The following is a 23,492-nucleotide window of genomic DNA, read 5'->3' as shown; positions in this document are numbered from 1 at the left end:
GAATGAGTATATTGTCCAACATTCTGAATAACAAGATCGTGGCGATAATCCGAGGGGCGGAAGCAGAAGACGTTTTAAGGATTGCTAAGGCACTGCATGAAGGTGGTGTGAACACATTAGAGATTACTATGAATTCCCCTAATGCATTAGAAGCCATTAAGGAAGTATCTGAAGTGATGGGGGAACAAGTGCTAGTAGGAGCTGGGACCGTTTTAGATCCTGAAACTGCTCGGGCTGCTATCTTAGCAGGAGCAAGATTTATTTTATCTCCTACGGTTAATTTGGAGACGATTAAAATGACCAAAAGATACGGGGCAGTAAGTATTCCAGGAGCTATGACTGCAACGGAAATTCTCACAGCCTATGAAAATGGTGGTGATATCATCAAAGTTTTCCCTACTCCTATGGGACCAGAATTTATAAAAAGTATACGAGGACCTCTCCCACATATTCCTTTACTCCCAACAGGAGGTGTGGACTTAAGCAATATTCAGGCATTTATGAAGGCAGGTGCTGTTGGTTGTGGGCTGGGAGGCTCGCTTGTAGATACAAAGCAGGACATCACAAGTGACTATTTAAGCCAATTAAAGAGGAAGGCAGAGCAATTTGTTTTAGCGGTAAATTAGTTTTCTTATTTTATTAGTGGTTCTTGGAAAAGTTTAAAAGTAAATTAAAGAAGCGTGTAGAACATTTAAAGAAAGGTGTTTTTTAAATGAAGCAAAAGGTCATTCTGTTTGGAGTGGATGGACTTATACCGGAATTGATTTATAAATTTGCGAAAGAGGGACATTTGCCGAATATGAGCAAAGTGCTGAAGGAGGGCGCAGCAACGGAATTATTGCCTTATATCAATTTATGGGGGGATGTTAATTTCACTTCTTTACTCAGTGGACAAGCTCCTGGTACAAGCTGGAATAGGCAAGGGCATCCAGAAGTTGAATCTAAGAGCCTGTTAAGGTTGATGCAAACGGAGGGAAGAAAATGTGCACTTGTCCACTTTCCATCGACGCTCCCAGAAGAGGAAACAAAGCATTTCGTTTTCGCCCCTTTTGGTGGCAAGGTGCAAGGCAATCCCATCGAATTGATCTCTGCTGGGATTTTTAGCACTACCCCTGAAAAATGGTCCAAGCAAACACAATTTGATCAGCACTTGGGGTGGCCACCACAAGACACTTTGGCCCATCATTTAAAGCCTGATGAACATAACAAAATTAAAAATGTGGGCGATGGCTTTGTCATGGAGTTGCTATCGAATAATGGTACTGCACTTGAAGTGAAGATAAGCATACGAAATGAGGATTCACTACAGTTAACAATAAATCAAGAAGTTCAACTTGTACTAAGTCGTCATCAATGGAGCGATTGGGTAACCATTAATATAGGGGCACAGAGAGGAACTCTACGCTTCAAATTGCTCGCGTTCAATAGTGATAAGAGGGAAATTGATATTCTTCAATCGCAGGTTATTGCTGCAAACACTATTTCAATCAATGATGAGGAGATAGAACGAAAATTATTGACTGATCTAGGACCGTTTATTCAAAAGTGGACAGTCACTTGCTCACCCGATGAACCTTATTACGAAACAAGTTATGAAGAAGCGGAATATCAAGTGGAATGGCTGACAAAGGCGGCGTTAATGTTATTAAAGGATTGTCATTATGATGTGTTTGCCACTGTATTCCGTTTAAATGATGAAACGCATCATACGTGTATAGGAGAATATGACCCTATCTCTCCTTTTTATTCACCGGAACGAGCCCACATTTGTAAAGAAGTTATACTTAAGAGCTATAAAATCTTGGATAAGGCCATTGGGAAAATTTTGGATGAGAAAGATGATCATACAACGCTTCTAATTGCATCTGATCATGGGAACTACCCAAATTTCTATGTATGTGATATATATCGTCGTCTAGCGGAATGTGGACTCGCAGTCATTGATGAGAATGGGTTTCCCATCTTTTCGCAGTCTAAAGCCTACTTAAAAGATAGCCGTGGGGGTCTTGAGGTTTATGTGAATTTGCAGGGAAGGGAAGAACAAGGTATTGTTGCCCCTGCGGACTATGAACAGGTGCAAACGGATATTTTTAGAGCGCTAACAACATGGTACCACGATACACCTAAAGGTTTGATGAACGTGATAGGACTTACTATCAAGAAACAAGATGCTTCATTGCTTGGGTATTGGGGAGATCGAACAGGGGACGTTCTTTTTGCATATAATCGTGGTTTTGTTTGGGGAACGAATGCGGGTGGAGAAGCTGTTGCTGCTGTGAAACACCCCAGTGCGAATCATGGACCGCAGATTCCAACCGCGCGTTCAGAGCACTCGTCTAACTATGGTATAGCATTATTTCACGGTCCAACAACAATGAAGGGTTATGTACGTGAGTGCAGTCGATATGGGTACTATCGCATGAATGACGTAGGGCAAACCATCGCCCGTTTAATAGGTTTAAAGGAAAACGGGGATTTGGATGGACGATTTATGGCAGATTGTTTTAAACCATTGTAATACATTTAATTCGAGGAGGTATTGACATATGTCTAATAATTCAATTCCACAGCATATCCCTAGAGGGCGTTGGTTTTTTGTTGTTCCTGTTGCCTTTATCATGTATATGATTTCTTATATGGATCGTAACAATATCAGTTTTGGGTTTGCAGGCCTTGAAAAGGATTTGGGAATCAGTGCAACGTATGTGGGCTTAGCTGCCGGAATATTCTTTTGGGGATTCATGATTTTGCAAGTACCTGGAGGATTTTGGGCACAAAAATTTGGAACAAAGAAATTAATTTCCGTTTGCCTTTTTATTTGGGGAATCCTATCGATTTCCACTGGATATGTGAATAATCTAACAGAGCTATTGATTGTCCGTTTTCTATTGGGAACAATTGAAGGGGTTATTTGGCCATCAGCTATGGTGCTTCTTGGCAATTGGTTTCCACAAAAGGAAAGAACACGTGCAAATGCATTCTTTATGATGGGGGCACCTATCTCTTCTATTATTATGGCACCCCTTTCCGGGATCATTCTAGATTGGGTCGGTTGGCGTGAGATGTTTTTATTCGAAGGTATTCCCGCCATAATTTGGGCGGTGGTTTGGTGGTTTGTTATTGCCGATAAGCCTAGTACTGCCAAATGGATTACAAAAGAGGAAAGGGAATATATTGAAAATACATTAGAAGAAGAGCGGAAGAAGATTGTTAATCAGCCAAAAAATTTCCGAGAAGCAGCTAAAAACCGTAACGTTTTGTTGTTAGCAGCAACTTATTTCTTGGGGATAATGGGGCTTTATGGATTTTCCCTTTGGTTACCTGAAATCGTAAAAACAGTGAGTGATGGCAGTAGCAACACGGTTGTTGGGCTAATCACTGCTTTACCTTGGATTTCAGCATGTTTGGGACTTATTATCTGTTCTAGTATTTGTGACAAAACAGGAAAGAACAAACTTATGTATACGTTAACATGTGTGAGTGCTGCTGTTTTTCTTTTGATATTAACGTTTACAGGAAAAAATTATCCAGTTATTTCCATTATTTGTTTGACATTAATCAATTTTTCTTATGCAAAGAATGCTGCATTTTGGGCGATCCCTTCGAAAATTTTAAAAGGTGGTGTGCTTGGGGGAGCAACCGGTTTTATTAATGCCATTGGTAATTTAGGAGGCTTTTTTGGCCCATATCTATTTGGATTAATGTTAACCCTTACAAATAGTACAAAGGCAGGAATGATTATTTTTAGTATAATCCTATTGGCGGCCGCATTTTTGGTTCAATTAGTTCGTACTTCAAAGGAGACTGATCCTAAATTAAAATCCGGTACAGAAGAATTTAAGGTTTCTTAAAGGATTAAGAGAGGAGAATGAAAATGAAAATTACCGATGTTATTGCTCACGTTATGTCTTCACCTCTTGAAGAGCCGTTTGCCTTTTCTCAGGGATGGGTGAAAAAAAGAAGTACTGTGATTATCGAAATTGTTACGGATGAGGGGGTTACTGGTTGGGGAGAGTCCTTATGTCATGGCCAACATCCCCCTGAAATTGCGGCTTCATTTGTAAACTTTTGTTTTAAGCCACTCTTACTGGGAAGGGACCCCTTTGATGTGGAAGTGCTTTGGGAAGAGATGTACAACAGGACGCGTCCGTTTGGCCAGGGTGGAGCGGCAGTCAATGCGATCAGTGGTGTAGATATCGCTCTTTGGGATATTATAGGGCGTGCATTAGACAAGCCTATTCATAAGCTGATTGGTGGAGCTTTTCGGACAGAAATTACGCCATATGCTACGGGCTTCTATCGGGTAAATGGGAAAACTTATCCTGACGAAGCGGTAAAAGAGGCTAAGAGGCATTTAGATAATGGATTTAATGCCTTTAAGTTGAAAATTGGTTTTGGTGTTCAAGCGGATCTTGAGTATATTTTTGCTTTACGAGAGGCTGTTGGTCCGGACGTTCAGATTATGGTGGATGCAAACGGGGCTTATAATGCAGCAACTGCTCGCAGAATCCTGTTAGAAAGTCAATCCGCTAAGATTCACTTTTTTGAAGAACCCCTTGCTCCAGAAGATATTGAGGGCTATCAAAGTTTGAAAAACTTAACAAGTACTTACATTGCTTCTGGAGAAAACCTATTTGGAAAAGTGGGGTATCGTCATTGGATTTCGAGTGGAGCATTGGATATTCTGCAGCCTGATCTTTGTTCTTCGGGGGGCTTTACTGAATGTAAAAAAATAGCTGCCTTAGCCCAAGCATATAATACTATGCTGATTCCTCACGTATGGGGATCGGGGATCGGATTGGCAGCGGCCCTACAGTTTATTGCTACTCTTCCTCCCGCTCCTCTTTGTTTACACCCAGAGGAAGCTATGCTTGAATATGATCAATCTTCGCATCCATTTCGAGGAGACTTAATCTATCATGCCATCTCAATGGAAGATGGGAAGGTGAAAATACCTGAAAAGTCGGGTATTGGAGTAGAAATCAATCAGGATATTATTAATGAGTATAGTCAAAAGGTTTTTATTTAAGCTATTAAACGGTTCCTATAGCAATCTGTGCTATTGAACCGTTTTTCTATTGCTTTGATAGGATGAGATCTGTTTTTGAATGCTATTTTACACTAGACCTTTTAGTCTATGAATAGGTTGCGATTAAGTCTATCCTTTAAAAAATTTCCTATGGACACTTTTGATAATACCAAGGGTTCTAGGAGCGTGTAGTTGTTGGAGAGATGCAGTCATCTCATAGCCTTAATATCAACAGAAATGAGGCATTGACATTCTTCATATGTTGCGGTTTTTGAATCTTTTAATTGTGTTTACAATTGGAGTTCAAATGTTGTCCATATTGTTTCCCTAAAAGAATCATCGGAAAGATAGCAATAGGTTCATAATTTGGTATAATGATTACTGTTAATCGTTTTTGGGACGTCTCTATGTGTTATTTGTGGTGAATAGCATCAGAGACGTCTTTTGTTTTACTATCAGAATTTATAACTTCTCTTACGCTCATAAAAGAAGATAGTATAAGTTCGGTTTTGACTTTCACCATCTAAGCTTGGCGACAACCTAAGTGTGTGATTTGCAAAAATCATATCAGGAGTACCAGCGAAGTGGTGCAAGCCAAGTTTTCTAAAAGAAAGTATAAAATTTCTGCTCATGGTCATGAGGACGATGCACGATTCCGCTTCATGTAGCTTATTTTCCTCATGCCCACACGATGTGGGTAGGGTCGGTGTTGTCACAGGACGTGACGTTTTTAGCCGATCGTCCTTAGTGGCCTCAGCTCATTTTGGAATGGTTTTATTTCTGTTCCAAAATGGATCTTCGGACACGCGCTGTTCCCGAAGGAGTCTCGCGCCTTACGCTCCCATCCACTTGATCAGGCAATGAAGCCTCTTTCACATATCATGATGCTCTATACTAAGGACAAGGACAGGGCATGCTTTTCACCCGGTTTTTCTTATTCTAATATATAGTTTGCTGTCTCTATTTCGACACTCAGCTTAAATCTATCCTTTTAGCAAAAGTGATGTAACTATAAATATCTGTGTTTATAGGAGGGATGTCTATGTTATCAAAAGCTATTGCTGGACAAATCGTTGATAAGATCATTCAGGATCTCGGGTTTAATATCAATATCATGAATCGAAGTGGTGAAATCATAGCCTCGGGAGATAAAGAACGCATTGGCACCATACACGAAGGAGCGGTCAGGGTATTGGAGACGGGAGCGGCATTGACCATTCAAAATGAAACTTATACTGGTGCTAAGCCTGGCGTGAATTTACCCATTGCTTTTAATGGGAGGATCGTTGGTGTCGTCGGTATTACTGGCAATCCAAAGACAACGGCGAAATTTGGTGCTCTTGTTGTGTCGATGACAGAACTTATGCTTGAGCAATTTTCTCTGCTAGAAGAAAGTGACTGGAGAGCGCGAACCAAGGGGTTTATGATAGATGAATGTTTAAAAGCTGACCCCGACATCCAGAAAATCTATCATAAGGCGAAGCAACTAAAAATAAAGCTTGAGCCTCCTTTTCGGGTCATTGTCTTGCAAATCAAACAGCCGATACAGGCTTCTTCCTCAAATTTATATTATCGTTTGGCAGACCGGCTGACAGCTTTTCAAGATTTATATCATTTTGTTGATGATGAACACTTTCTTTTACTTACAAAAGCTTCAACATGTGATCAAGCTATTCTCAAAAAAATCAAGCCTCTGTTTGAAGAAACGTATAAAACAGTACGGGTAGGCATCGCTGAACCACATGATCATATTAAGCAAACGCACGAAAGGTATAGACGGGTCGTCAAAGGCTTTGAGTTGACCGAAGGCTCCTTATTCCATACCGATGAATTAAGGATGCTGTATCTTCTGGATTCCACGCATGCTATTGAAAGGGATGCTTATATTACCCAAACACTAGGGACTCTATCAGATGAGTTACGAACAACTTTAACAGTATTCTTTGATCACAATCTTAATATCTCACAAGCAGCGCAAGCTTTATTTATTCATCGTAATACATTGATTTATCGGTTAGATAAAATAACCGAAATGACCAAACTTGACCCACGACACTTTTCAGATGCTTGGGCACTTGGGTTAGCGTTTTGGTTAAATTGCACAAAAAACAAACAGTAATCATTAACTAAATTTGTATAGGATAACGATTTCAAATGAATGAAATCGTTTTTATAATAATAGTGTAAGCGTATACAAGGAGATGGTCTTATGAACGTTATTCTCTCCCCAGATTCATTTAAAGGATGCCTTTCATCTGTGCAGGTTTGCCAGGCAATGGCTCGCGGTATAAAAAAGGCGACTCCAGATGCTGAAATAACATGCATTCCCATGGCTGATGGGGGTGAAGGAACAACTACCAGCCTTGTGGCGGCAACAGAGGGGGATTTTATGAAGGATCTTTCTGTTCACGATCCACTCGGCCGTCCGATAAAAGCCTCTTATGGGGTGACAGGGGATGGAAAAACAGCCATTATCGAATTGGCTGCTGCATCAGGACTTGATTTGCTGGAGGCTTCAGAGCTTGATCCACGGCTGGCTTCGACCCTTGGCACGGGAGAACTTATCCTAGATGCCTTAGATCAAGGCTTGCGCTCATTTATTATTTGTTTAGGAGGAAGTGCAACCAATGATGGGGGCACAGGGCTTTTAAAGGCATTAGGCTTTCGCTTTTTAGATCAAGCGGGGGATGAGCTGTCTGAAGGCGGGTGGGCATTGAAACATTTACAGGCCATTGATATGACCCAGGCCGATGCACGCTTAAAGGAATCACATTTTCAAATTGCATGCGATGTCAGTAATCCATTGATCGGGAACTATGGGGCTTCAGCGGTTTTTGGGCCGCAAAAGGGGGCAACCCCGGAGATGATATCGGCTTTGGATCAGGCACTTGCGCGTTTTGCAGATGTTGTTGAGCAAGATAGAGGGCTTCGCCTCCATGATTTAAAAGGCGCTGGAGCAGCTGGGGGGACCGCTGCAGGTCTATTGGCATTCTTAAATGCAGAATTAGTCTCTGGTATTGAGCTCGTTAAACAAACCATTGGCTTTGATGATCGAATTCAGAACAACAGACCCGATCTGATTCTAACGGGTGAAGGTAAAATAGATGCACAAACGAGTTTTGGAAAAGTGATTGCCGGTATTTGTCAGAGTGCTAAGCCACTGCATATCCCAGTCATCGCTTTGGCAGGAGCAACCAGTGATGAGTTGGCTCCCCTGCATGAGGCAGGTTTAGCTGCTGCTTTCTCGATTGCCGATGGACCACTTACATTGGAAGAGAGTATTGAGAGGGCTGAAACATTGATAGAAAAAACAACAGAACAAGTCATTCGTATTATTGCACTTTGAAAAGTGGAAATGTCCCTAAAATGATGAGAAAAAGGGAGACGTAAAAGGCGCCTCGCCATTAGATTGGATGAGGAAGGAACATAGAGGCTCCTGAGAAGCGTAGCAGGAGTAGCAAGGAAAAAGTAGTGCATCCAAGTTTTCTACTTAAATAGGGGGAATTCGTTATGAGCACAAGTCTATTATCTACAGTTGGACCTCTGCTTCTTATTTGGCTGTTAGTTTGTATTGTTGTCATTATCTTTTTATCAGCAAAGATTAAATTACATCCGTTCTTATCTATAGTTGCCGCGACTTATATTTTTGGACTGGGTGCTAACGCGATCGGGAAAATTGTTGGCACCTCCAAGCCGCTGATTGCGGATATTGGTGGGACAATGACCACTGGTTTCGGCAATATATTAGCTTCTATTGGCATGGTCATTATTTTTGGTACGATTATTGGAAAATTCATAGAACGTTCTGGTGCAGCCATTACAATGGCGGAAACAGTCCTTAAATATATAAAAAATTCAGCGCTTGCTATGTCTATCATCGGTTGGGTTGTGTCAATTCCAGTATTTTGTGACTCGGGGTATGTTATTTTATCTTCATTAAAGAAATCGGTTGCCAAGAAGGCTAATGTCAATATCGTCGTTTTAAGTGTATCGCTCGCTACAGGCTTATATGCTTCACATACATTTGTCCCACCGACTCCGGGTCCGATTGCCGCTGCTGGTAATCTTGGTATCAATGCCAGCGAGCTGATCTGGGTTATTATCGTTGGGGCGTTCGTTTCAATTTTTACAGCGCTTGCTGGTTATATATATGCTTCTAAGTTTACAAAGAATTTAACAACGGATGTTGAGGAGGCAATAGAAAGCTTTGAAGACTATAAGAAAAAATTCACACGGCTTCCGTCCGCTTTTCAATCCTTCACACCAATCCTATTACCGGTTGTTTTGATGGCGCTAGGTTCCATTGCCAACTTCCCAGTATCAGGAGTTGGTACGGATCATACACAAACACTCTTTTCTGGATGGCTATATACCGTTGTTAATTTTATAGGTCAACCGGTTAATGCCTTATTTATCGGTGTAGTATCTGCCTTCTTCTTACTTTTACCTGAAAAGAGTGAAACAACATTAACCAAATGGGTGGCAGACGGACTGCTCGATTCTGCTATTATTATCATGATCACAGGTGCTGGTGCTGCATTTGGAGCAATGATACAAGCAACGCCTATTGCAGATTATATTAAATCACTTCTTGAAGGAAATACCGTCTTTGTTGGGGCTGGGGCACTCTTCTTACTCTTTATTATCTCAGCACTCTTGAAAACAGCCCAAGGCAGCTCAACGGCAGCACTCATTATCACCTCTACCATTGTCATGCCGCTCCTGCCTTCTCTCGGTTTGGATGCGATGATCGGGAATATTCCAATCGGTCAAGTCCTTGCAGTCATGGCTATCGGATCAGGTGCGATGGTCGTCAGTCATGTCAATGATTCATATTTTTGGGTTGTCACCCAATTTTCCAATATGAAGCTGACCACCGCCTACAGAGCACAGACGGTGGCCACATTAATCCAAGGCCTTGTTGGAATTATTATCACATTTATACTAGGGGTGATCTTCCTCTGATAAAATGGTTGGTCGATCATAGCAATTGGGTACACAAAGTAAAAGGCGATGCCGGATAGCATTCTGGCACCGCCTTTTAAATGCGGTTGAATAGGTATTCCTTAAATTTTTAGCTGCTAAAAGCAGAAGAAAAGGCAACTGAACACTGATTAACCTAGATTTACAAAGTTATCGCTGGTAAGGTGATAGTACTCAAAATTCCTAAGATAATAATGTAGTGAGATCTTTTATTTAAAGCCTACGTATTAGAGTAACTATTGATATGATCCTTTCATTACCTTTAAAAACTCGTTTAATTTAATGCGTTCTTCACGAGAGAGGGTCTTGGCTGTATTTATAAGTTGAATATAGTCATCTGTCAGTTCATTGACATCGTGTGAAAAGAAAGATGTTAAATCAGTACCCAAGGCCTCTAGAATCTTAGCAAGCATGTCAACATCAGGAATGGCACGATTATTTTCAAATCGACTGATATAGGATTGTGAGACATTTACCCTTTCAGCGAGCTCTTTTGTAGTTAGTGGCACAGTCTTTCTTAATAAACGTAACTTTTCACCAATATTTAAATTCTCCATGACCTATCCCCACTTCAATTTTCTTCTAACTTTAGTGTAGCGTGTCCCTCTTTAATCTCATAGTGTCAAATAAAAATAGAACAAATAGTAATTAATTTATTGACAAATTAGAATAAATAGTAATAAAATAATGAGTGCAAACGTTAGTTCATCTTTAGAACTGTTACGAGACAAATTAGAACTTAACAAAGGAGGCTGACAATGGATTTGTTTAGCATTTAAAAGATTAGATCAACGAGATAATGGCGTAAAGGCTAGGGAGAAGTATTGTTGATGTGCTTTGGAGTCAATTGATGCTAATGATTTCAAAATCAGTCCGTTGTATCACGTTGTATTGAAGAGGAGCCGGGCACGTTAAAAAGCTAATGGACCACTTGTTTCATTTCTAAGAACCTTAATGTTGGCAGAAGGGCGATAAATCCATTGAAAATGTAACCGGTCACACTTTTCTTGGAAAGTAGAAATTATAATGCGTTCAAAATTGGTGAGGCTAATATGACAACAATAAGAGATATAGCTAAGGCGGCAGAGGTTTCAGTTGCAACGGTATCAAGAGTTCTTAATAACAATGGCTATGTGCATGTGGATACAAGAGCTCGTGTGTTGAAAATTATTAAAGAATTTAATTATAGACCTAATGCAGTGGCGAGAAGCCTTTATAAAAAGCAATCCAACACCATTGCTCTTATCTTACCAGATATCACTAATCCCTTTTTCCCTGAGTTAGCTAAGGCTGTGGAAGATGCCCTTAATCTGTATGGCTATACATTAATGCTATGTAATTCAGATGAAAGGCCATTAAAGGAAAGAGAATACGTTGAGATATTGAAACAAAAATATGTCGATGGTGTGATATTGGTGAGTCATACTTTAGCACCTGAGGATTTGGAGAGGCTGGGACTGCCTGTGGTGATTGTTGATCGCAATGTACACGGGAAGATTCCTACAGTATTATCCAATAATATCGGTGGCGCACGAAGGGGAACAAGGTTTCTAAAGGAAAAGGGATACAAGGTGATCGCTCATCTAAGAGGTCCAGAAAATATTGTGACTTCAAATGAAAGGTATCAAGGCTACTTGGATGTCGTTGCTGATGAAAGTTGGTTCCATGAAGGATTAACGGCAGTAGGTAATTACAATATGAAGGAATCAGTAACGGCTACAAAGGAATTAATAACAAAGTATCCTGAGATAGACGCTATATTTTCTGGTAATGATGTTATGGGGGTGGGAGCGGTAAAAGCAGTACAAGAAATGGGAAAGCAAATTCCTGATGATATTGGGATCATTGGCTTTGATGGAATAACTCTTGGTGAAATGATTTATCCAGAACTGACGACGATAGCACAGCCTATTTATGAGATGGGAGTATTAGCCGCGCGTATGCTAATAAAGCTAATAGAAAACAAGCCTTTAAATACAACATTTTATGAGTTTCCGATAAAACTCATTGAAAGAAAGACAACGAGGTAGTGTAGAAAGGAAAAAGATGCAATGGATTCCCCGAAAATAACAGTTATTGGAAGCATTAATATGGATTTATTAACAGAGACATCTGTTATTCCTAATGAAGGTGTCACCGTTATGGGAGAAAGATTTTCGACTATGCCTGGAGGTAAAGGGGCCAATCAGGCAGTGGCTGCAGCACGGCTAGGTGCAGAAGTCAGCATGATAGGATGTGTTGGAGATGATGAATTTGGTCATACATTACTGGATCATTTAGCTAAGGAGGGTATTTTTACAAACAAAGTGAAACCGGTTACACATTCGACTGGAGTGGCTAACATAACGGTTCATAAAGCAAACAATCGAATTATTATTATTCCTGGAGCAAATTATTGCACAACACCCACAATGCTATTAGAAAACAGTGACATTATTGCGAATAGTGATGTGGTTCTTATACAACTAGAGATCCCCTATGAAACCGTGATAATAGCGATAGAACTGGCTAACAGATTTGGCGTGAAAACGATATTGAATCCGGCACCAGCGCAGCCAATTTCTCGAGCGCTCTTAAATAAAATTGATTATATCACACCCAATGAGCATGAAATCGCAGATGTTTTGAGTATGGAACCGGATTCATCTCTCGAGACGTTAATTGAAAAGGCAGGCCATCAGTTTATAGTAACAAAAGGTTCTGAAGGCGTATTTTATTTAGAAGATAATAAAGTTATTCATGTCCCTTCTTTTTCAGTTGACGTTGTTGACACAACGGGTGCTGGTGATGCATTTAATGGTGCTTTTGCGGTGGCCATTGGCAGAGGATATTCAATTAAAGAAGCATGTGTTTTTGCGAATGCGGTTGGAGCATTAACCGTTTCGAGAATGGGGGCTCAGACTGGGATGCCATCGTTTAAAGAGGCTGAAGACTTGGTTAAGAAGGCAAAGATAAAGTAGCTAACTAGGATTCTAATAATACTCATTTAAGGGGGAGTTTAAAGTGAAAGGGAAATTTTTTCTTATGCTGGTAGGAATAGTGTCACTCGTCTTAATTGCTACTGGATGTGAATCCAATGGAGGAAGTGCACATTCAGGTAAAGTTACACTAACAATTTTAGCAGAAGCAGATAGCGCGGATAGCTTGAAGGCGGTGGCAAAGGGATATGAAGAAAAGCACCCCAATGTCACAGTGAAAGTTCAATCCTATCCCTTTGCAGATTTATTTAAACAGCAACAAGTTGTATTAAACGCCCATGATCCCAGTGCTGATATTTTATATATCGATGGTCCTACTCTTCCTGACTTTGCATCTAAAGGTTGGATAGAACCGTTAGATAATTATATAGATGATAGTGTTAAAAAAGAGTGGAGTAAATCCATGGCTGACGAAGTGACTATTCAAGGTAAGCTTTACGCGGCACCAATGAATTCTTCAAGTCAAGTCTTATTCTATAACAAAGAGATATTAAAAAAAAATGGAATTGAACCTCCGGAGAATGATGTGAATAAAAGATGGACATGGGAGAAACTGGTGAATAATGCCAAAAAAGTAAAGGGTAAATCTAATGGACAAAAGGTGTGGGGCTTCGCATTTGAACAGGCCAATCGTGCCTATCAATTAATTCCCTTGGCCCAAAGCCTTGGTGCAACAAAACTTGTAAGTGATGATGGACTAAAATCGAGTGGCTACACTAATTCTAAAGAAATGATAAAGGCAGGTCAATTCATGAATGATCTCTATAATACTTGGAAAATCACTCCTAAAATTTCTGCCGATCAAACCAATGACTATTTTTCGTCTGGAAAGCTAGCCTTTATTGAAGGGGGGAGCTGGGATGCTGTTGATTTTAAGAAGGCTGGCGTAAACTTTGGCATCGCTCCAGTACCTTATTTCTCTGGTGGAAAACCTGTCACTCCGACAGGAAGCTGGACTCTTGGTGTGTCTAAGTACTCTAAAAACAAAAGTGAATCAGCGAAATTAATTAAATATATGTCGACTGGTGAAGGGGCAAAAAAATGGTTTGACTTAGAAGGCAATTTACCAGCAACAACACATTTATTAGAACAAATTCAAAAGGATCCTAAATACAAAAAGCTACCTTATAGTGCTAGCAGTTTGGCAGCATATGAAGATCAGCATGATTCAATGCTTAGACCCAAGACACCTGGCTATATTACATGGGAAAGCGAAGTGGACAAAGCTTTTGAAAATATTATGGATGGAACAGATCCGAAAAAAGCTTTAGATGAAAGTGTTAAGCAGATGGATAATGAATTAGAGAAATATAAAAATTAAATGAGACTAAGATAGATTTTCCAGAGCCCTTTAAGTAAAAGGGTTCTGGAAGGTATGAAACCATTGCTATTTAGGAGGTCTGAACGTTGATAAGCAGTAAATGGACGCCGTATCTATTCCTCTTACCAGCTATCGTTGGGCTTGGGATTTTTAGTATTTATCCAGCATTTCAGGCATTTTTTAGTAGTTTATATTCTTTTTCATTTGTCAATCAAACCAATCAGTTTGTTGGATTACAAAATTATATTTCAGAATTTACTGATCCCGTTTTTTGGAATTCCGTAAAAGTGACACTTTTATTTAATGTTGTCATCAATCCGCTACAAATTGTTTTGGCCTTTGGACTAGCCATACTATTAAATAAGCGAGTTAAAGGGATAGGGTTTTTTAGGAGTATACATTTTATTCCCATTTCAGTGTCATTACCTATTGCGAGTGTTTTATTTATGATCATTCTTAATCCAGATGAGGGCTTAGTAAATAGTGTCCTTACTAGCTTAGGTTTTCATGCACAGCCTTTTTTACATAGCTCTCATCAAGCATTATGGGTGATTGTCGGCATTGCAACGTGGAAAGGTGTCGGATATTGGGCAGTTTTTTTATTGGCAGGATTACAGGAGGTTCCGAGTGCTCTGTATGAAGCAGCAGCACTGGATGGTGCTAATAAGTGGACTGAATTCATAAAAATCACATTTCCTCTGATGAAGCGGTCATTAACGTTTGTTGCTGTTGCAGATACTGTAGCCAATTTCTTGTTATTTGCTCCGATGTATATTATGACTGATGGTGGTCCAAACAACAGTACAGATGTCTTAATGTATGAAACGATTAAGAATGCTTACGTCAACTCCAATATGGGAAGTGCTGACGCTTTAATCGTCATGTTAATCATCATCATCTTAATCATAATAGGCGTGGAATCGAAATTATTAAAGCCTAAACATTAAGCGGGGAGGTGCAAGCAATGGAAAATAAAAAGGTTATGGGGAAGCTAGTCTCATATCTTTTAAATATCGTATTAGTTTTTATAGTCGTTTTACCCTTATTATTTTCGATTACATCATCCTTTCGACCACATGAAGATATATTTAAATATATATCACCTATCACTTGGAAAACCTTCATACCAACTGATATTACCTTTAGTGCCTATAAAGATATATTCACAGAAAGTGGATTTGGTAGAATATTTTTTAATACATTTTTTGTAGGCATCGTAACGGTAGCATTAGGGCTTTTGGTCAACTCAATGGCGGCCTTTGCGTTCTCAGTCTTTAGCTTTAGAGGGAAAAAAATAGTGTTCTTTATTGTGCTTTTGACATTTATGGTTCCCTTTGAAGTTATAGCTGTTCCTTTATACAAAGTCGTTTCGTCTCTGGGATTTATTGATAGTTACTCTGCATTAATTATCCCTGTTGTAGCGAACGGCTTAGTTATATTTTTGTATAAGCAGTTTTTTGATGATTTACCCCTATCCATCTTTGAATCTGCTCGTATGGATGGCGCATCGTGGTGGCGGATATATTATGGCATTGTTTTGCCACTAAGTAAGCCTGTGACAATAACGGCCGGACTTTTAATTTTTGTAGGCCAATGGGAATCCTTTCTATGGCCGTTATTAGCCACACATTCTGACCAATATCGTGTGATACAAGTCGCTATGTCTACTTTTTCACAGGAACATGCAACGATTTGGAATCAACTCTTTGCAGCGTCAAATCTTACAATCGTTGTGCCGGCGATTTTATTACTATTTTTGCAAAAATATTTTGTTAACGGTATTGCTAATACTGGTGTTAAGGAATAGAAAAGGAGAGATAAAGGATGACATTTAATTTATTTAAAAGGTTAGAGGCTCCAAAAGGAAAAATCCGTGTTGTTATTGATACAGATACTTATAATGAGGTCGATGATCAATTTGCAGTTGTTTATGCGTTGCAATCTCAAGACAAATTGAACGTTGAGGCTATTTATGCTGCACCTTTTTTTAATGAACGTTCTCAAGGACCCGCTGATGGTATGGAAAAGAGTTTTAATGAGATTAATAAAATACTAGCATTGATGAATATCTCTCGCGAAAATTTTGTGTTTAGGGGTTCAACAGGATACTTGGAAGATTTGGCGCATCCTTATCGCAGTGAGGCAGCAATGGATCTAATTGAAAAGGCAATGGCGTCATCTGATGATGATCCCCTTTATGTAGTGGCAATCGGTGCTATAACAAATGTTGTTTCTGCCATTTTGATTCAACCAGAAATTGTGCATAAGATTGTTGTTGTTTGGCTAGGAGGACATGCATTATACTGGCCTGACACAAAGGAGTTTAATCTCTATCAAGATCTTTTGGCTTCTCGATTTCTTTATGATTGTGGCGTTCCACTCATCAATATCCCTTGCATGGGTGTCTGTTCTCATCTATTAACCACTTTGTCTGAACTCGAAGCTCATATTGATAGAACGAGTAAAGTCGGGCAGTTTTTATTAGAGACATTCAAGGGTTACCATGAGGATCACTATGCTTATTCTAAGGTGATTTGGGATATTTCCACAATCGCTTACTTAATAAATCCTACATGGGTAGAAACAAAGGTTGTGCATAGCCCTATCTTAACGGATCAATTCACATGGAGCTTTGATTTATCGAGACATCCCATTCGAATGGCTACTTTTTTAAATCGAGATGGAATTTATAAGGATATGTTTAAAAAACTATGTGGTGAAAGATAGTGTAAGAAAATAAAAAGGGGGACAGTCTGTCATAGAAACAAGGAGATAAGAGGAATTTGAATGTCGAATACCTGTCTCGCACTTTATAACTTTCAGTATAACTGGCTAATGAGTTAATGTGCATGGTTATTGAACTGGACTTGTGCCAGTTCTTTTTATACTATACAGAATGTATAACTTCGCTGCCGCGCATAAAGGAAGAGAGTATAAGGCGGGCTTTGACTTTCGCCACCTGAGGCTTGCGGGTAACCTAAGTGTGTGATGTGTAAAAATCACATCAGGAGTACCAGCGAAGGGGTGCAAGCCAAGTTTTCTTATTTATCCTTTTTTGCTGATGCGCTCCATGGAGGAGAGTATACGTTCAGGCTTTGACTAAGGTTGGAGCGGGCATCGATGTCATAAATTTACTGAAAGCTTTAAACGTTCGATCGCCTTTTTGTATGTTTTGCAATTAAAAATATTAAATTTCTAATCTTAATGCTTGGAATTGCTATAAAGATACGAGATCATTGTTATACTTAAAAGAAAAGGTTGAATACAAAACATAGAATTAAGGAGATCTGAAAATGCTCATTCAATGTTCAAAAAAGCTACTTGATCAGCTAAAAATCAAACCTCAGGTACAAAATGTGGCAGAGCCGTTTTTCTCTTGGCATGCAAATTTAATGATGGTTAACCGTCGGAAAACAATTGTATTGGTAAATGATCTTCACCGTTATGTGATCGTTCTTTACGGATTAAAGGCTAAGGATTTTAAAAATTTGCCCAGCCTTATTACTAGTGCAATTCGAGAGACTTACCAACAAGAAGGAATTAAAGAGGAGCTGGTTGAAAAGTACCTAAAACAGGCCCCACAATTTTTCTTTTCGAAGACAAAGGATCGCACCTCTGTTGCTCGAATGAATAAAGCATGTGAGACAGTGGGCTTTTTTGATTATGAAGTGGCAATCGATCCTTCTCTTATTAACGTAACTTTAAGCAGGAGAGCAAGTCAGAATATGTATGGTGCTGGAAAGAATAGCTATATTTATCCTTATAAAGAATTGATCAAAGCTTTTGAGAGCTTCTCAACTGGAAGTGTCTATAATCCCAAGGCTGCCATTGTCAAAATCACACTAAGGCTCGGTAATCACAAGGTTTGGCGACGATTAGTTATTCCGGTTTATTACAAATTTAATCGACTTCATAAGACACTACAGCAAGCATTTGGGTGGCAAAACTATCATCTGCATGAATTTCAAATATATAAATCAAAAACCACTCTTCCATTTATAACTTTAGTGGATAATGAAGAAGCTTTTGAAATTCAGAGCGATACAACGATCAAGCTGGAAAGAGAAGTTTCCTTTTCTGAATATCTTTCAGAAAAAATACGCTATGTCTATGATTTCGGAGATTATTGGGAGCATGACATAAAAGTTGAAGAGATAATTGAGGACTATGACAAGAATTATCCAGTCTGTCTAGCGGGCAATGGCGCGGCGCCACCCGAAGATGTCGGAGGAGAGTTTGGTTATGATCATTTCCTAAAAATCATGGCTGATAAAAATCACCCCAACTATGAGGAAATGACAAGGTGGGCAGAGCAGCAAGGATATCAGGATTTTGATAGAGATCAAGTAAACAAAAAGCTTGAAAGAATGTAGGTGACGCTATTGTGAATCTCTTAGCCAACCCAACCATAGTATGAGCGCAACGAAAGAGAGGAGCAAGTGAATAAAAGCCCTCCTAAAAAATAGCAAGAGACAGGGACGTTTTAACAATAACACTACGCAAAATAACCAATCAAAGCTGAGGTTAACAAATAGAGAACAAATCAGGGGGAGCCGTTTCCCAATCGAGAGTTGAGCGTAACAAAAGAGATGTGAAAATGAACAACAGTCATTCTCAAAAAAACAAATGACTGTGCCAGAAGCAGCTACTTTCATTTCCCCTTTAATAGAAAAAAGAGCCGGGCATGTTTTTTTCGCCCGGTCTTCGTTAGTCTCCAATAATTCTCACTTCGGTTTCTAAGTCGACACCAAAGTTTTCTTTAACTGTTTTTTGAACATGGCGAATGACAGCAACATAATCACTGGCTGTGGCCCGGTCTTTATTAACGATAAAGCCAGCATGTTTTGTTGAAACCTCAGCACCACCAATATTAAAACCTTGGAGCTTGCTGTCTTGAATGAGCTTTCCTGCGAAATAACCCGGAGGTCTTTTAAAAACACTTCCGCATGAAGGATATTCCAAGGGCTGTTTGGACTCTCGTAAGTAGGTGAGTTCATCCATTTTTGCCTTCATTGCTGTATAATCCCCAGGCTGGAGCTGGAAGTGGGCTGCCAACACTATAAAGCCCTTTTCCTCCACTGCGCTATGCCGATAGCTTAGGTTGAGTTCAGCTGCAGGTATCTTGGTGACCTTGCCTTCTTTGATGACTAACGCGCTTGCTAATACATCTGCAATTTCCCCACCATAGGCACCAGCATTCATGTAAAGTGCCCCCCCGACAGATCCGGGAATACCACATGCGAATTCTAAACCAGTTAGACGGCTTTCAAGTGCTTGATAAGAGACATCGATGATTCTTGCTCCACACTGTGCGGTAACAATATCATTGTCCGTTTCTATTTTATTTAGTTTTGTTAAGTTGAGGACGACACCTCTGATTCCATTGTCTGTAATCAAGACATTTGAACCATTACCGAGTGTGGTGAGTGGGATGCTGTTGTCTCGAGTAAAGGTATATATGGTTTCAATATCCCCGTAACACTTTGGGAATACAAGGATATCTGCTGGTCCACCGATTTTTGTATACGTATAATTTTTTAAAGGTTCGTCTTTCTTTATGATGGATTCCTTAAGAATCGCCTGTAAATGATTAAAGAGTTTTTCCTTGTTCATGTTGAGCACCTTTCCCTCCCTCATTCCATAATAACTTTATTCAATAGCCGTGTCACTTGTTTATGGGGGCGATCGTAAATATAAAGACGTCTTAAAAACTTACATTTTAGTTATTCATGAGCGACCTTTAAGTCAATCCGTTTATTCTTATTATAAGTCGATGTATTTAATTTAAGACTAAGAAACCCCAGGAAGGACAAAGTGTTTGCTCCTTTCTGGGGATTACGGCGAATAATTATGAAGCAGTGCGTAGATTGGAGAGGAGTATACACATAGATGATCGTTAAGAGAAAGTCCATCTGTCTTGCAGTGCAATAACTCCCTCACAGTAAAACAGGAGTCAGCATTTACATATTTCGACCTGTCATCGTGTTAACTGGGTATTCAAGGCGCTTAATTTCTGCTTCTGTATGAATCCTCTTAGTGCTCTCTATGGTAAAACGAATTTCGTCACTTCATTGTTGTAAGGAGACCGTTGCCACTCCTCCTTCTAGGATCTCATCTTCTTCTAATATTTTTTAGAACTATATCTAGGCGTTCTCTGCCTCTCTTATTTCAAACATACCGTTATCCTTCATTAGTACCCACTCTTCTAAATCTATCGGACTAGCTCCAGGGAAGTATGGGGGGGCTATTTGTGCGTATTGGTGGGATTCGAGGAGCTTGCAGCGGTATTGGGCAGCACGGTTAAGCTTAATTTCAAATGTACTGAAGAAGATTGGCAGTTTTTTAACTTGATGGTTGGTAAATTGAACAATGGTACCGTTATCATTATTTTGCCAGTTTCTAATGTGTTTATGTGAGAGCCAAATGCAATCACGGTTCTTTGGTGAGGTCAGTGGGAAGAGGATCATATCATAGGCATCACTGATGGCAATAGGGGCCATATGTGTATAGTTTAAAAGCGCTGCGGCACCTTCCTTGCGACCGATATAGCTTGAGCCAAAGAAACAGCAAGAATCATCAATGACAGTGATGGCCTTCGCTTTCACTTGCAGGATTTGGTTTTCTTCAATGATAATGGTCCAATGTTCTCCGAAGAGACCATCCATAGGTAATAAAGCCATTGTCCTAGGGTTGATGATATAGTGTTCTTTTACGTGATAATTTTCCATTTCTCTCTCCCTTTCATGATTTCTCGGATTTATTATGCAGGAGAGGTCTCAATTTGTATAAAAGTCAAAGCTTCATTTTCAGTGCTTCAAATACTGCAAAAATGATGTTTTTCTCCAAGGAAATTGATAATTTTTATAGCATGGTCATCCAGATTATCATATTTTCTTGCTTTTTTATAAAACTAAAGATACACCATTTAAGGCTCAGTTCATTGGGCTTAATTTTAAAAATAACTATGATCTATGGCTTCATAAAAGACTAAAATTACTCTTCCTTAAGTGCATTCAGATATAATAAAGGCCCCATTACGTTCGAATAGTAATAGGGCCATCATCACTTATTATCTTGTCATGTACTTCATCATGCAATGGGATGTGAGCAACAGCTGCCTTAGCAGTGAGCGATGGGAGACATTGACTTCAAGTGGTTTTTTCCGAGTTTTAAAGAGAACAATGGATCGTCCCCGATATTTAGGATGGGGAAGAATGGTTTTGACATGTAGATAGAAGATCCAGTAACATTCCTCATAGTCGGGAGCATGGGTGGGAAAGGCATAGATCCATTCCAGTGGGTAAATGGGAATCGGGACCTTGTTCCATTTCTTCTGGGCGCCCATGTGATGAATCACTGCCTTGCGCCGTCCATCATAACTCGCACCGCCATCAAGGCAGGCCGATTTAATGAGTTGTAAAGGCTTCTTATTGATATAAAGCTGTTGGTCCGGCTCCAATACGATAGTGGCATAGTCGATGTGCCGTGTCGCAAGAATCGCAACAGTATCTTGTGTAATCTCATAGCCTCCGAATACGTTCTCATTCATATCACATTCTCCTTACATGTTAAGATGTTAGAATATGAAAAAAATAATCCCGACATCTAATTCGTCATGTGGAAGCAAGATGCAAATGGGTATAAAGCCCAAATTATGAAATTAAACGCCAGTAATGTTAATTTAATTGTAAAGCGTTTACAAAATAAAAACAACCCAGGATGGTAAAAAAGTGCCGTATGGGTCTTAGAGGGGATAGAAGGATGGGGGATATATGTCATTGAAGAGATGTATTGGAGCGGATAGTTTCTGTTTACGCTTCAAGCTTTTCCGAGTTCTCCAAAAATGTTCTTTACATTTTGGAGCGGTATTGATGTGCTAGCTCCGGTGTTGTCACATGGATGTGACGGTTTAAGCCCGAAGTTCCTTGAAAATGTAGATGCTTAGACTAAGAAGCTCCTCCTGTTCCTGTGTCTGCTAGATTTGCTTTGTAGTCAGCTTCTTCGAAACAACGCACTGTTTATTCGTGAAGTAACCCTCGCCCTTTCCCCTAAGGAGTCTCGCGCTTTGCGCTTTTAATCCACTTGACCATGCACTGAAGAGCACCTTCCATATATGATGAAGCTCTATACCAAGACAAGGACCGGGCATGCTTTTCAACGGGTTATTCTTATTTGAAAAAAATTACTTAAAATTATATTAACCAAGAGTAGCAATAAATTCTTTTAAAATATTTGGTAATACCTTAGAGTCTTTATAAATAGCAACTAAGTTTCTGGGCACTGTGAAGGAACGACAATTTGCAGTTGCAATGAACCCCTGTTTTAGCTCTGACTCAATCGTTGAATAGGGTATGAGAGATATTCCTAGCCCCTGTATTATACAAGATTTGACGGCCTCAAAATGGTCTAGTTGTAATATAACATTGACTTTGTGGCCACTTAATATATTTTCTAATATCTGCTGGATAAACAGTTTTGGGGAGTAAAAAATAAACGGTTGAGTTAAAATTTCTTCAAAAGTTATTAATTGTCCGTTTGCCCACGGGTGTTTCGGTGGGATGGCAAGTACCAATTCATCTTGGTATATCTTTTTGACTTCAATATCATTTCTGAGAATGACACTTTCATAATTAATTATTATATCAATTTGGTTCTTTATAAGTTTATCTAATAATATTGCATTACTTTCTTCAAAACTCACATCAAAATGAATGTATGGATTTTTTTCCATAAATTTTCGGATTACCTTAGGGAGATAGTAGGTACCTGGTATCTTTGGGGTCCCTATCAGTATGTTTTTTTGAAAATTTCCTAAGTGCTCCAATGCACTTTCAGCCTCTTCAACCATACTAAATATGCGTACACCATATTCGTACAGAGTTTCCCCATGATGTGTCAATTGGAATAGCTTTCCACGGCGCTCAATTAATTTTTTTCCTAATACTTGTTCCAAACTTTTTATTTGTTGTGAGATCGCGGGTTGACTGATATTAAGGTCACGTGAAGCATTTATAAAACTTTTGTTTTTAGCAACCGAGCAAAAAATAAATAACTGGTGTAGATTCATTTTTTATCTCCTATATAACTAATTCTTATAAAAAAATAAGAATTATATATTTTACAATATGATAGCGCTGTCGGATAATTATTGCAAGAGATGAAATCTTTAAAAAATGAAAGG

Annotated in this window: 19 protein-coding genes; 14 read left to right on the top strand and 5 right to left on the bottom strand. The window is 39.4% G+C overall.

What is annotated here, in order from left to right:
- Positions 1-2 precede the first annotated feature (2 nt).
- From IEW82_RS01465 to IEW82_RS01435, 7 genes are all read left to right on the top strand, one after another.
- Positions 3-626: a bifunctional 4-hydroxy-2-oxoglutarate aldolase/2-dehydro-3-deoxy-phosphogluconate aldolase gene (locus IEW82_RS01465; protein ID WP_188688130.1), complete on the top strand. Its 624-nt coding sequence runs from the start codon at positions 3-5 to the stop codon at positions 624-626.
- A gap of 86 nt (positions 627-712) precedes the next feature.
- Complete coding sequence (locus tag IEW82_RS01460) at positions 713-2,518, top strand: alkaline phosphatase family protein (RefSeq protein WP_188688128.1); 1,806 nt, start codon at positions 713-715, stop codon at positions 2,516-2,518.
- A gap of 28 nt (positions 2,519-2,546) precedes the next feature.
- Positions 2,547-3,851: an MFS transporter gene (locus IEW82_RS01455; RefSeq protein ID WP_188688126.1), complete on the top strand. Its 1,305-nt coding sequence runs from the start codon at positions 2,547-2,549 to the stop codon at positions 3,849-3,851.
- A gap of 23 nt (positions 3,852-3,874) precedes the next feature.
- The gene (locus IEW82_RS01450) at positions 3,875-5,029 is read left to right on the top strand and encodes a mandelate racemase/muconate lactonizing enzyme family protein (protein ID WP_188688124.1); all 1,155 of its coding nucleotides are present in this window, start codon (positions 3,875-3,877) and stop codon (positions 5,027-5,029) included.
- A gap of 1,042 nt (positions 5,030-6,071) precedes the next feature.
- Complete coding sequence (locus IEW82_RS01445; RefSeq protein ID WP_188688122.1) at positions 6,072-7,148, top strand: CdaR family transcriptional regulator; 1,077 nt, start codon at positions 6,072-6,074, stop codon at positions 7,146-7,148.
- Positions 7,149-7,238: 90 nt separating this feature from the next.
- Positions 7,239-8,375 (top strand): glycerate kinase, encoded by a 1,137-nt coding sequence (locus IEW82_RS01440; RefSeq protein ID WP_188688120.1) that lies wholly within the window; start codon positions 7,239-7,241, stop codon positions 8,373-8,375.
- 164 nt (positions 8,376-8,539) lie between these two features.
- Positions 8,540-9,994 carry a GntP family permease gene (locus tag IEW82_RS01435; RefSeq protein WP_188688118.1) on the top strand — a complete coding sequence of 485 codons (1,455 nt, stop codon included), beginning with the start codon at positions 8,540-8,542 and terminating at the stop codon, positions 9,992-9,994.
- Positions 9,995-10,248: 254 nt separating this feature from the next.
- Here IEW82_RS01435 and IEW82_RS01430 read toward each other — a convergent pair whose 3' ends face one another.
- A complete protein-coding gene (locus IEW82_RS01430; protein WP_188688116.1) occupies positions 10,249-10,569 on the bottom strand; it encodes a helix-turn-helix domain-containing protein in 321 nt (106 codons plus the stop codon).
- A 495-nt stretch (positions 10,570-11,064) separates the two neighbouring features.
- On the opposite strand from IEW82_RS01430, the gene IEW82_RS01425 reads away from it, so the two are divergent.
- From IEW82_RS01425 to IEW82_RS01395, 7 genes are all read left to right on the top strand, one after another.
- On the top strand, positions 11,065-12,042 hold the full coding sequence (locus IEW82_RS01425) for a LacI family DNA-binding transcriptional regulator (RefSeq protein ID WP_188688114.1): 978 nt from the start codon (positions 11,065-11,067) through the stop codon (positions 12,040-12,042).
- Positions 12,043-12,063: 21 nt separating this feature from the next.
- Positions 12,064-12,972: a ribokinase gene (gene rbsK, locus IEW82_RS01420; RefSeq protein WP_188688112.1), complete on the top strand. Its 909-nt coding sequence runs from the start codon at positions 12,064-12,066 to the stop codon at positions 12,970-12,972.
- 43 nt (positions 12,973-13,015) lie between these two features.
- Positions 13,016-14,311, top strand: a complete 1,296-nt coding sequence (locus IEW82_RS01415; protein WP_188688111.1) for a sugar ABC transporter substrate-binding protein — start codon at positions 13,016-13,018, stop codon at positions 14,309-14,311.
- Between the two features lie 86 nt (positions 14,312-14,397).
- Positions 14,398-15,258, top strand: coding sequence for a carbohydrate ABC transporter permease (locus IEW82_RS01410; RefSeq protein ID WP_188688109.1), 861 nt, complete (start codon positions 14,398-14,400; stop codon positions 15,256-15,258).
- Between the two features lie 17 nt (positions 15,259-15,275).
- Positions 15,276-16,118 (top strand): carbohydrate ABC transporter permease, encoded by an 843-nt coding sequence (locus IEW82_RS01405; protein WP_229672183.1) that lies wholly within the window; start codon positions 15,276-15,278, stop codon positions 16,116-16,118.
- 17 nt (positions 16,119-16,135) lie between these two features.
- Complete coding sequence (locus IEW82_RS01400) at positions 16,136-17,038, top strand: nucleoside hydrolase (RefSeq protein WP_188688106.1); 903 nt, start codon at positions 16,136-16,138, stop codon at positions 17,036-17,038.
- 566 nt (positions 17,039-17,604) lie between these two features.
- The gene (locus IEW82_RS01395; protein WP_188688104.1) at positions 17,605-18,684 is read left to right on the top strand and encodes a plasmid pRiA4b ORF-3 family protein; all 1,080 of its coding nucleotides are present in this window, start codon (positions 17,605-17,607) and stop codon (positions 18,682-18,684) included.
- Between the two features lie 334 nt (positions 18,685-19,018).
- Here IEW82_RS01395 and murB read toward each other — a convergent pair whose 3' ends face one another.
- The 4 genes from murB to IEW82_RS01375 all read right to left on the bottom strand — a co-directional run bounded on the left by murB (position 19,019) and on the right by IEW82_RS01375 (position 23,378).
- On the bottom strand, positions 19,019-19,924 hold the full coding sequence (gene murB / locus IEW82_RS01390) for a UDP-N-acetylmuramate dehydrogenase (RefSeq protein ID WP_188688101.1): 906 nt from the start codon (positions 19,922-19,924) through the stop codon (positions 19,019-19,021).
- A 530-nt stretch (positions 19,925-20,454) separates the two neighbouring features.
- Positions 20,455-21,039: a competence protein ComK gene (locus IEW82_RS01385; protein WP_188688099.1), complete on the bottom strand. Its 585-nt coding sequence runs from the start codon at positions 21,037-21,039 to the stop codon at positions 20,455-20,457.
- 341 nt (positions 21,040-21,380) lie between these two features.
- A complete protein-coding gene (locus IEW82_RS01380) occupies positions 21,381-21,860 on the bottom strand; it encodes a competence protein ComK (protein ID WP_188688096.1) in 480 nt (159 codons plus the stop codon).
- Between the two features lie 648 nt (positions 21,861-22,508).
- Positions 22,509-23,378 (bottom strand): LysR substrate-binding domain-containing protein, encoded by an 870-nt coding sequence (locus IEW82_RS01375; RefSeq protein WP_188688094.1) that lies wholly within the window; start codon positions 23,376-23,378, stop codon positions 22,509-22,511.
- Between the last annotated feature and the right edge of the window lie 114 nt (positions 23,379-23,492).

Source organism: Pullulanibacillus camelliae, assembly GCF_014642655.1.
GTDB classification, from domain to species: Bacteria; Bacillota; Bacilli; order Bacillales; family Sporolactobacillaceae; genus Pullulanibacillus; species Pullulanibacillus camelliae.
This window is presented reverse-complemented; position numbering and strand designations above follow the sequence as displayed.

What these genes read in the sequence shown, in the direction of transcription:
- IEW82_RS01465 (WP_188688130.1), top strand. Translation starts at nt 3, where the DNA reads ATGAGTATATTGTCCAACATTCTGAATAACAAGATCGTGGCGATAATC.
- IEW82_RS01460 (WP_188688128.1), top strand. Translation starts at nt 713, where the DNA reads ATGAAGCAAAAGGTCATTCTGTTTGGAGTGGATGGACTTATACCGGAA.
- IEW82_RS01455 (WP_188688126.1), top strand. Translation starts at nt 2,547, where the DNA reads ATGTCTAATAATTCAATTCCACAGCATATCCCTAGAGGGCGTTGGTTT.
- IEW82_RS01450 (WP_188688124.1), top strand. Translation starts at nt 3,875, where the DNA reads ATGAAAATTACCGATGTTATTGCTCACGTTATGTCTTCACCTCTTGAA.
- IEW82_RS01445 (WP_188688122.1), top strand. Translation starts at nt 6,072, where the DNA reads ATGTTATCAAAAGCTATTGCTGGACAAATCGTTGATAAGATCATTCAG.
- IEW82_RS01440 (WP_188688120.1), top strand. Translation starts at nt 7,239, where the DNA reads ATGAACGTTATTCTCTCCCCAGATTCATTTAAAGGATGCCTTTCATCT.
- IEW82_RS01435 (WP_188688118.1), top strand. Translation starts at nt 8,540, where the DNA reads ATGAGCACAAGTCTATTATCTACAGTTGGACCTCTGCTTCTTATTTGG.
- IEW82_RS01430 (WP_188688116.1), bottom strand. Translation starts at nt 10,569, where the DNA reads ATGGAGAATTTAAATATTGGTGAAAAGTTACGTTTATTAAGAAAGACT.
- IEW82_RS01425 (WP_188688114.1), top strand. Translation starts at nt 11,065, where the DNA reads ATGACAACAATAAGAGATATAGCTAAGGCGGCAGAGGTTTCAGTTGCA.
- rbsK (WP_188688112.1), top strand. Translation starts at nt 12,064, where the DNA reads ATGGATTCCCCGAAAATAACAGTTATTGGAAGCATTAATATGGATTTA.
- IEW82_RS01405 (WP_229672183.1), top strand. Translation starts at nt 15,276, where the DNA reads ATGGAAAATAAAAAGGTTATGGGGAAGCTAGTCTCATATCTTTTAAAT.
- IEW82_RS01400 (WP_188688106.1), top strand. Translation starts at nt 16,136, where the DNA reads ATGACATTTAATTTATTTAAAAGGTTAGAGGCTCCAAAAGGAAAAATC.
- IEW82_RS01395 (WP_188688104.1), top strand. Translation starts at nt 17,605, where the DNA reads ATGCTCATTCAATGTTCAAAAAAGCTACTTGATCAGCTAAAAATCAAA.
- murB (WP_188688101.1), bottom strand. Translation starts at nt 19,924, where the DNA reads ATGAACAAGGAAAAACTCTTTAATCATTTACAGGCGATTCTTAAGGAA.
- IEW82_RS01385 (WP_188688099.1), bottom strand. Translation starts at nt 21,039, where the DNA reads ATGGAAAATTATCACGTAAAAGAACACTATATCATCAACCCTAGGACA.
- IEW82_RS01380 (WP_188688096.1), bottom strand. Translation starts at nt 21,860, where the DNA reads ATGAATGAGAACGTATTCGGAGGCTATGAGATTACACAAGATACTGTT.
- IEW82_RS01375 (WP_188688094.1), bottom strand. Translation starts at nt 23,378, where the DNA reads ATGAATCTACACCAGTTATTTATTTTTTGCTCGGTTGCTAAAAACAAA.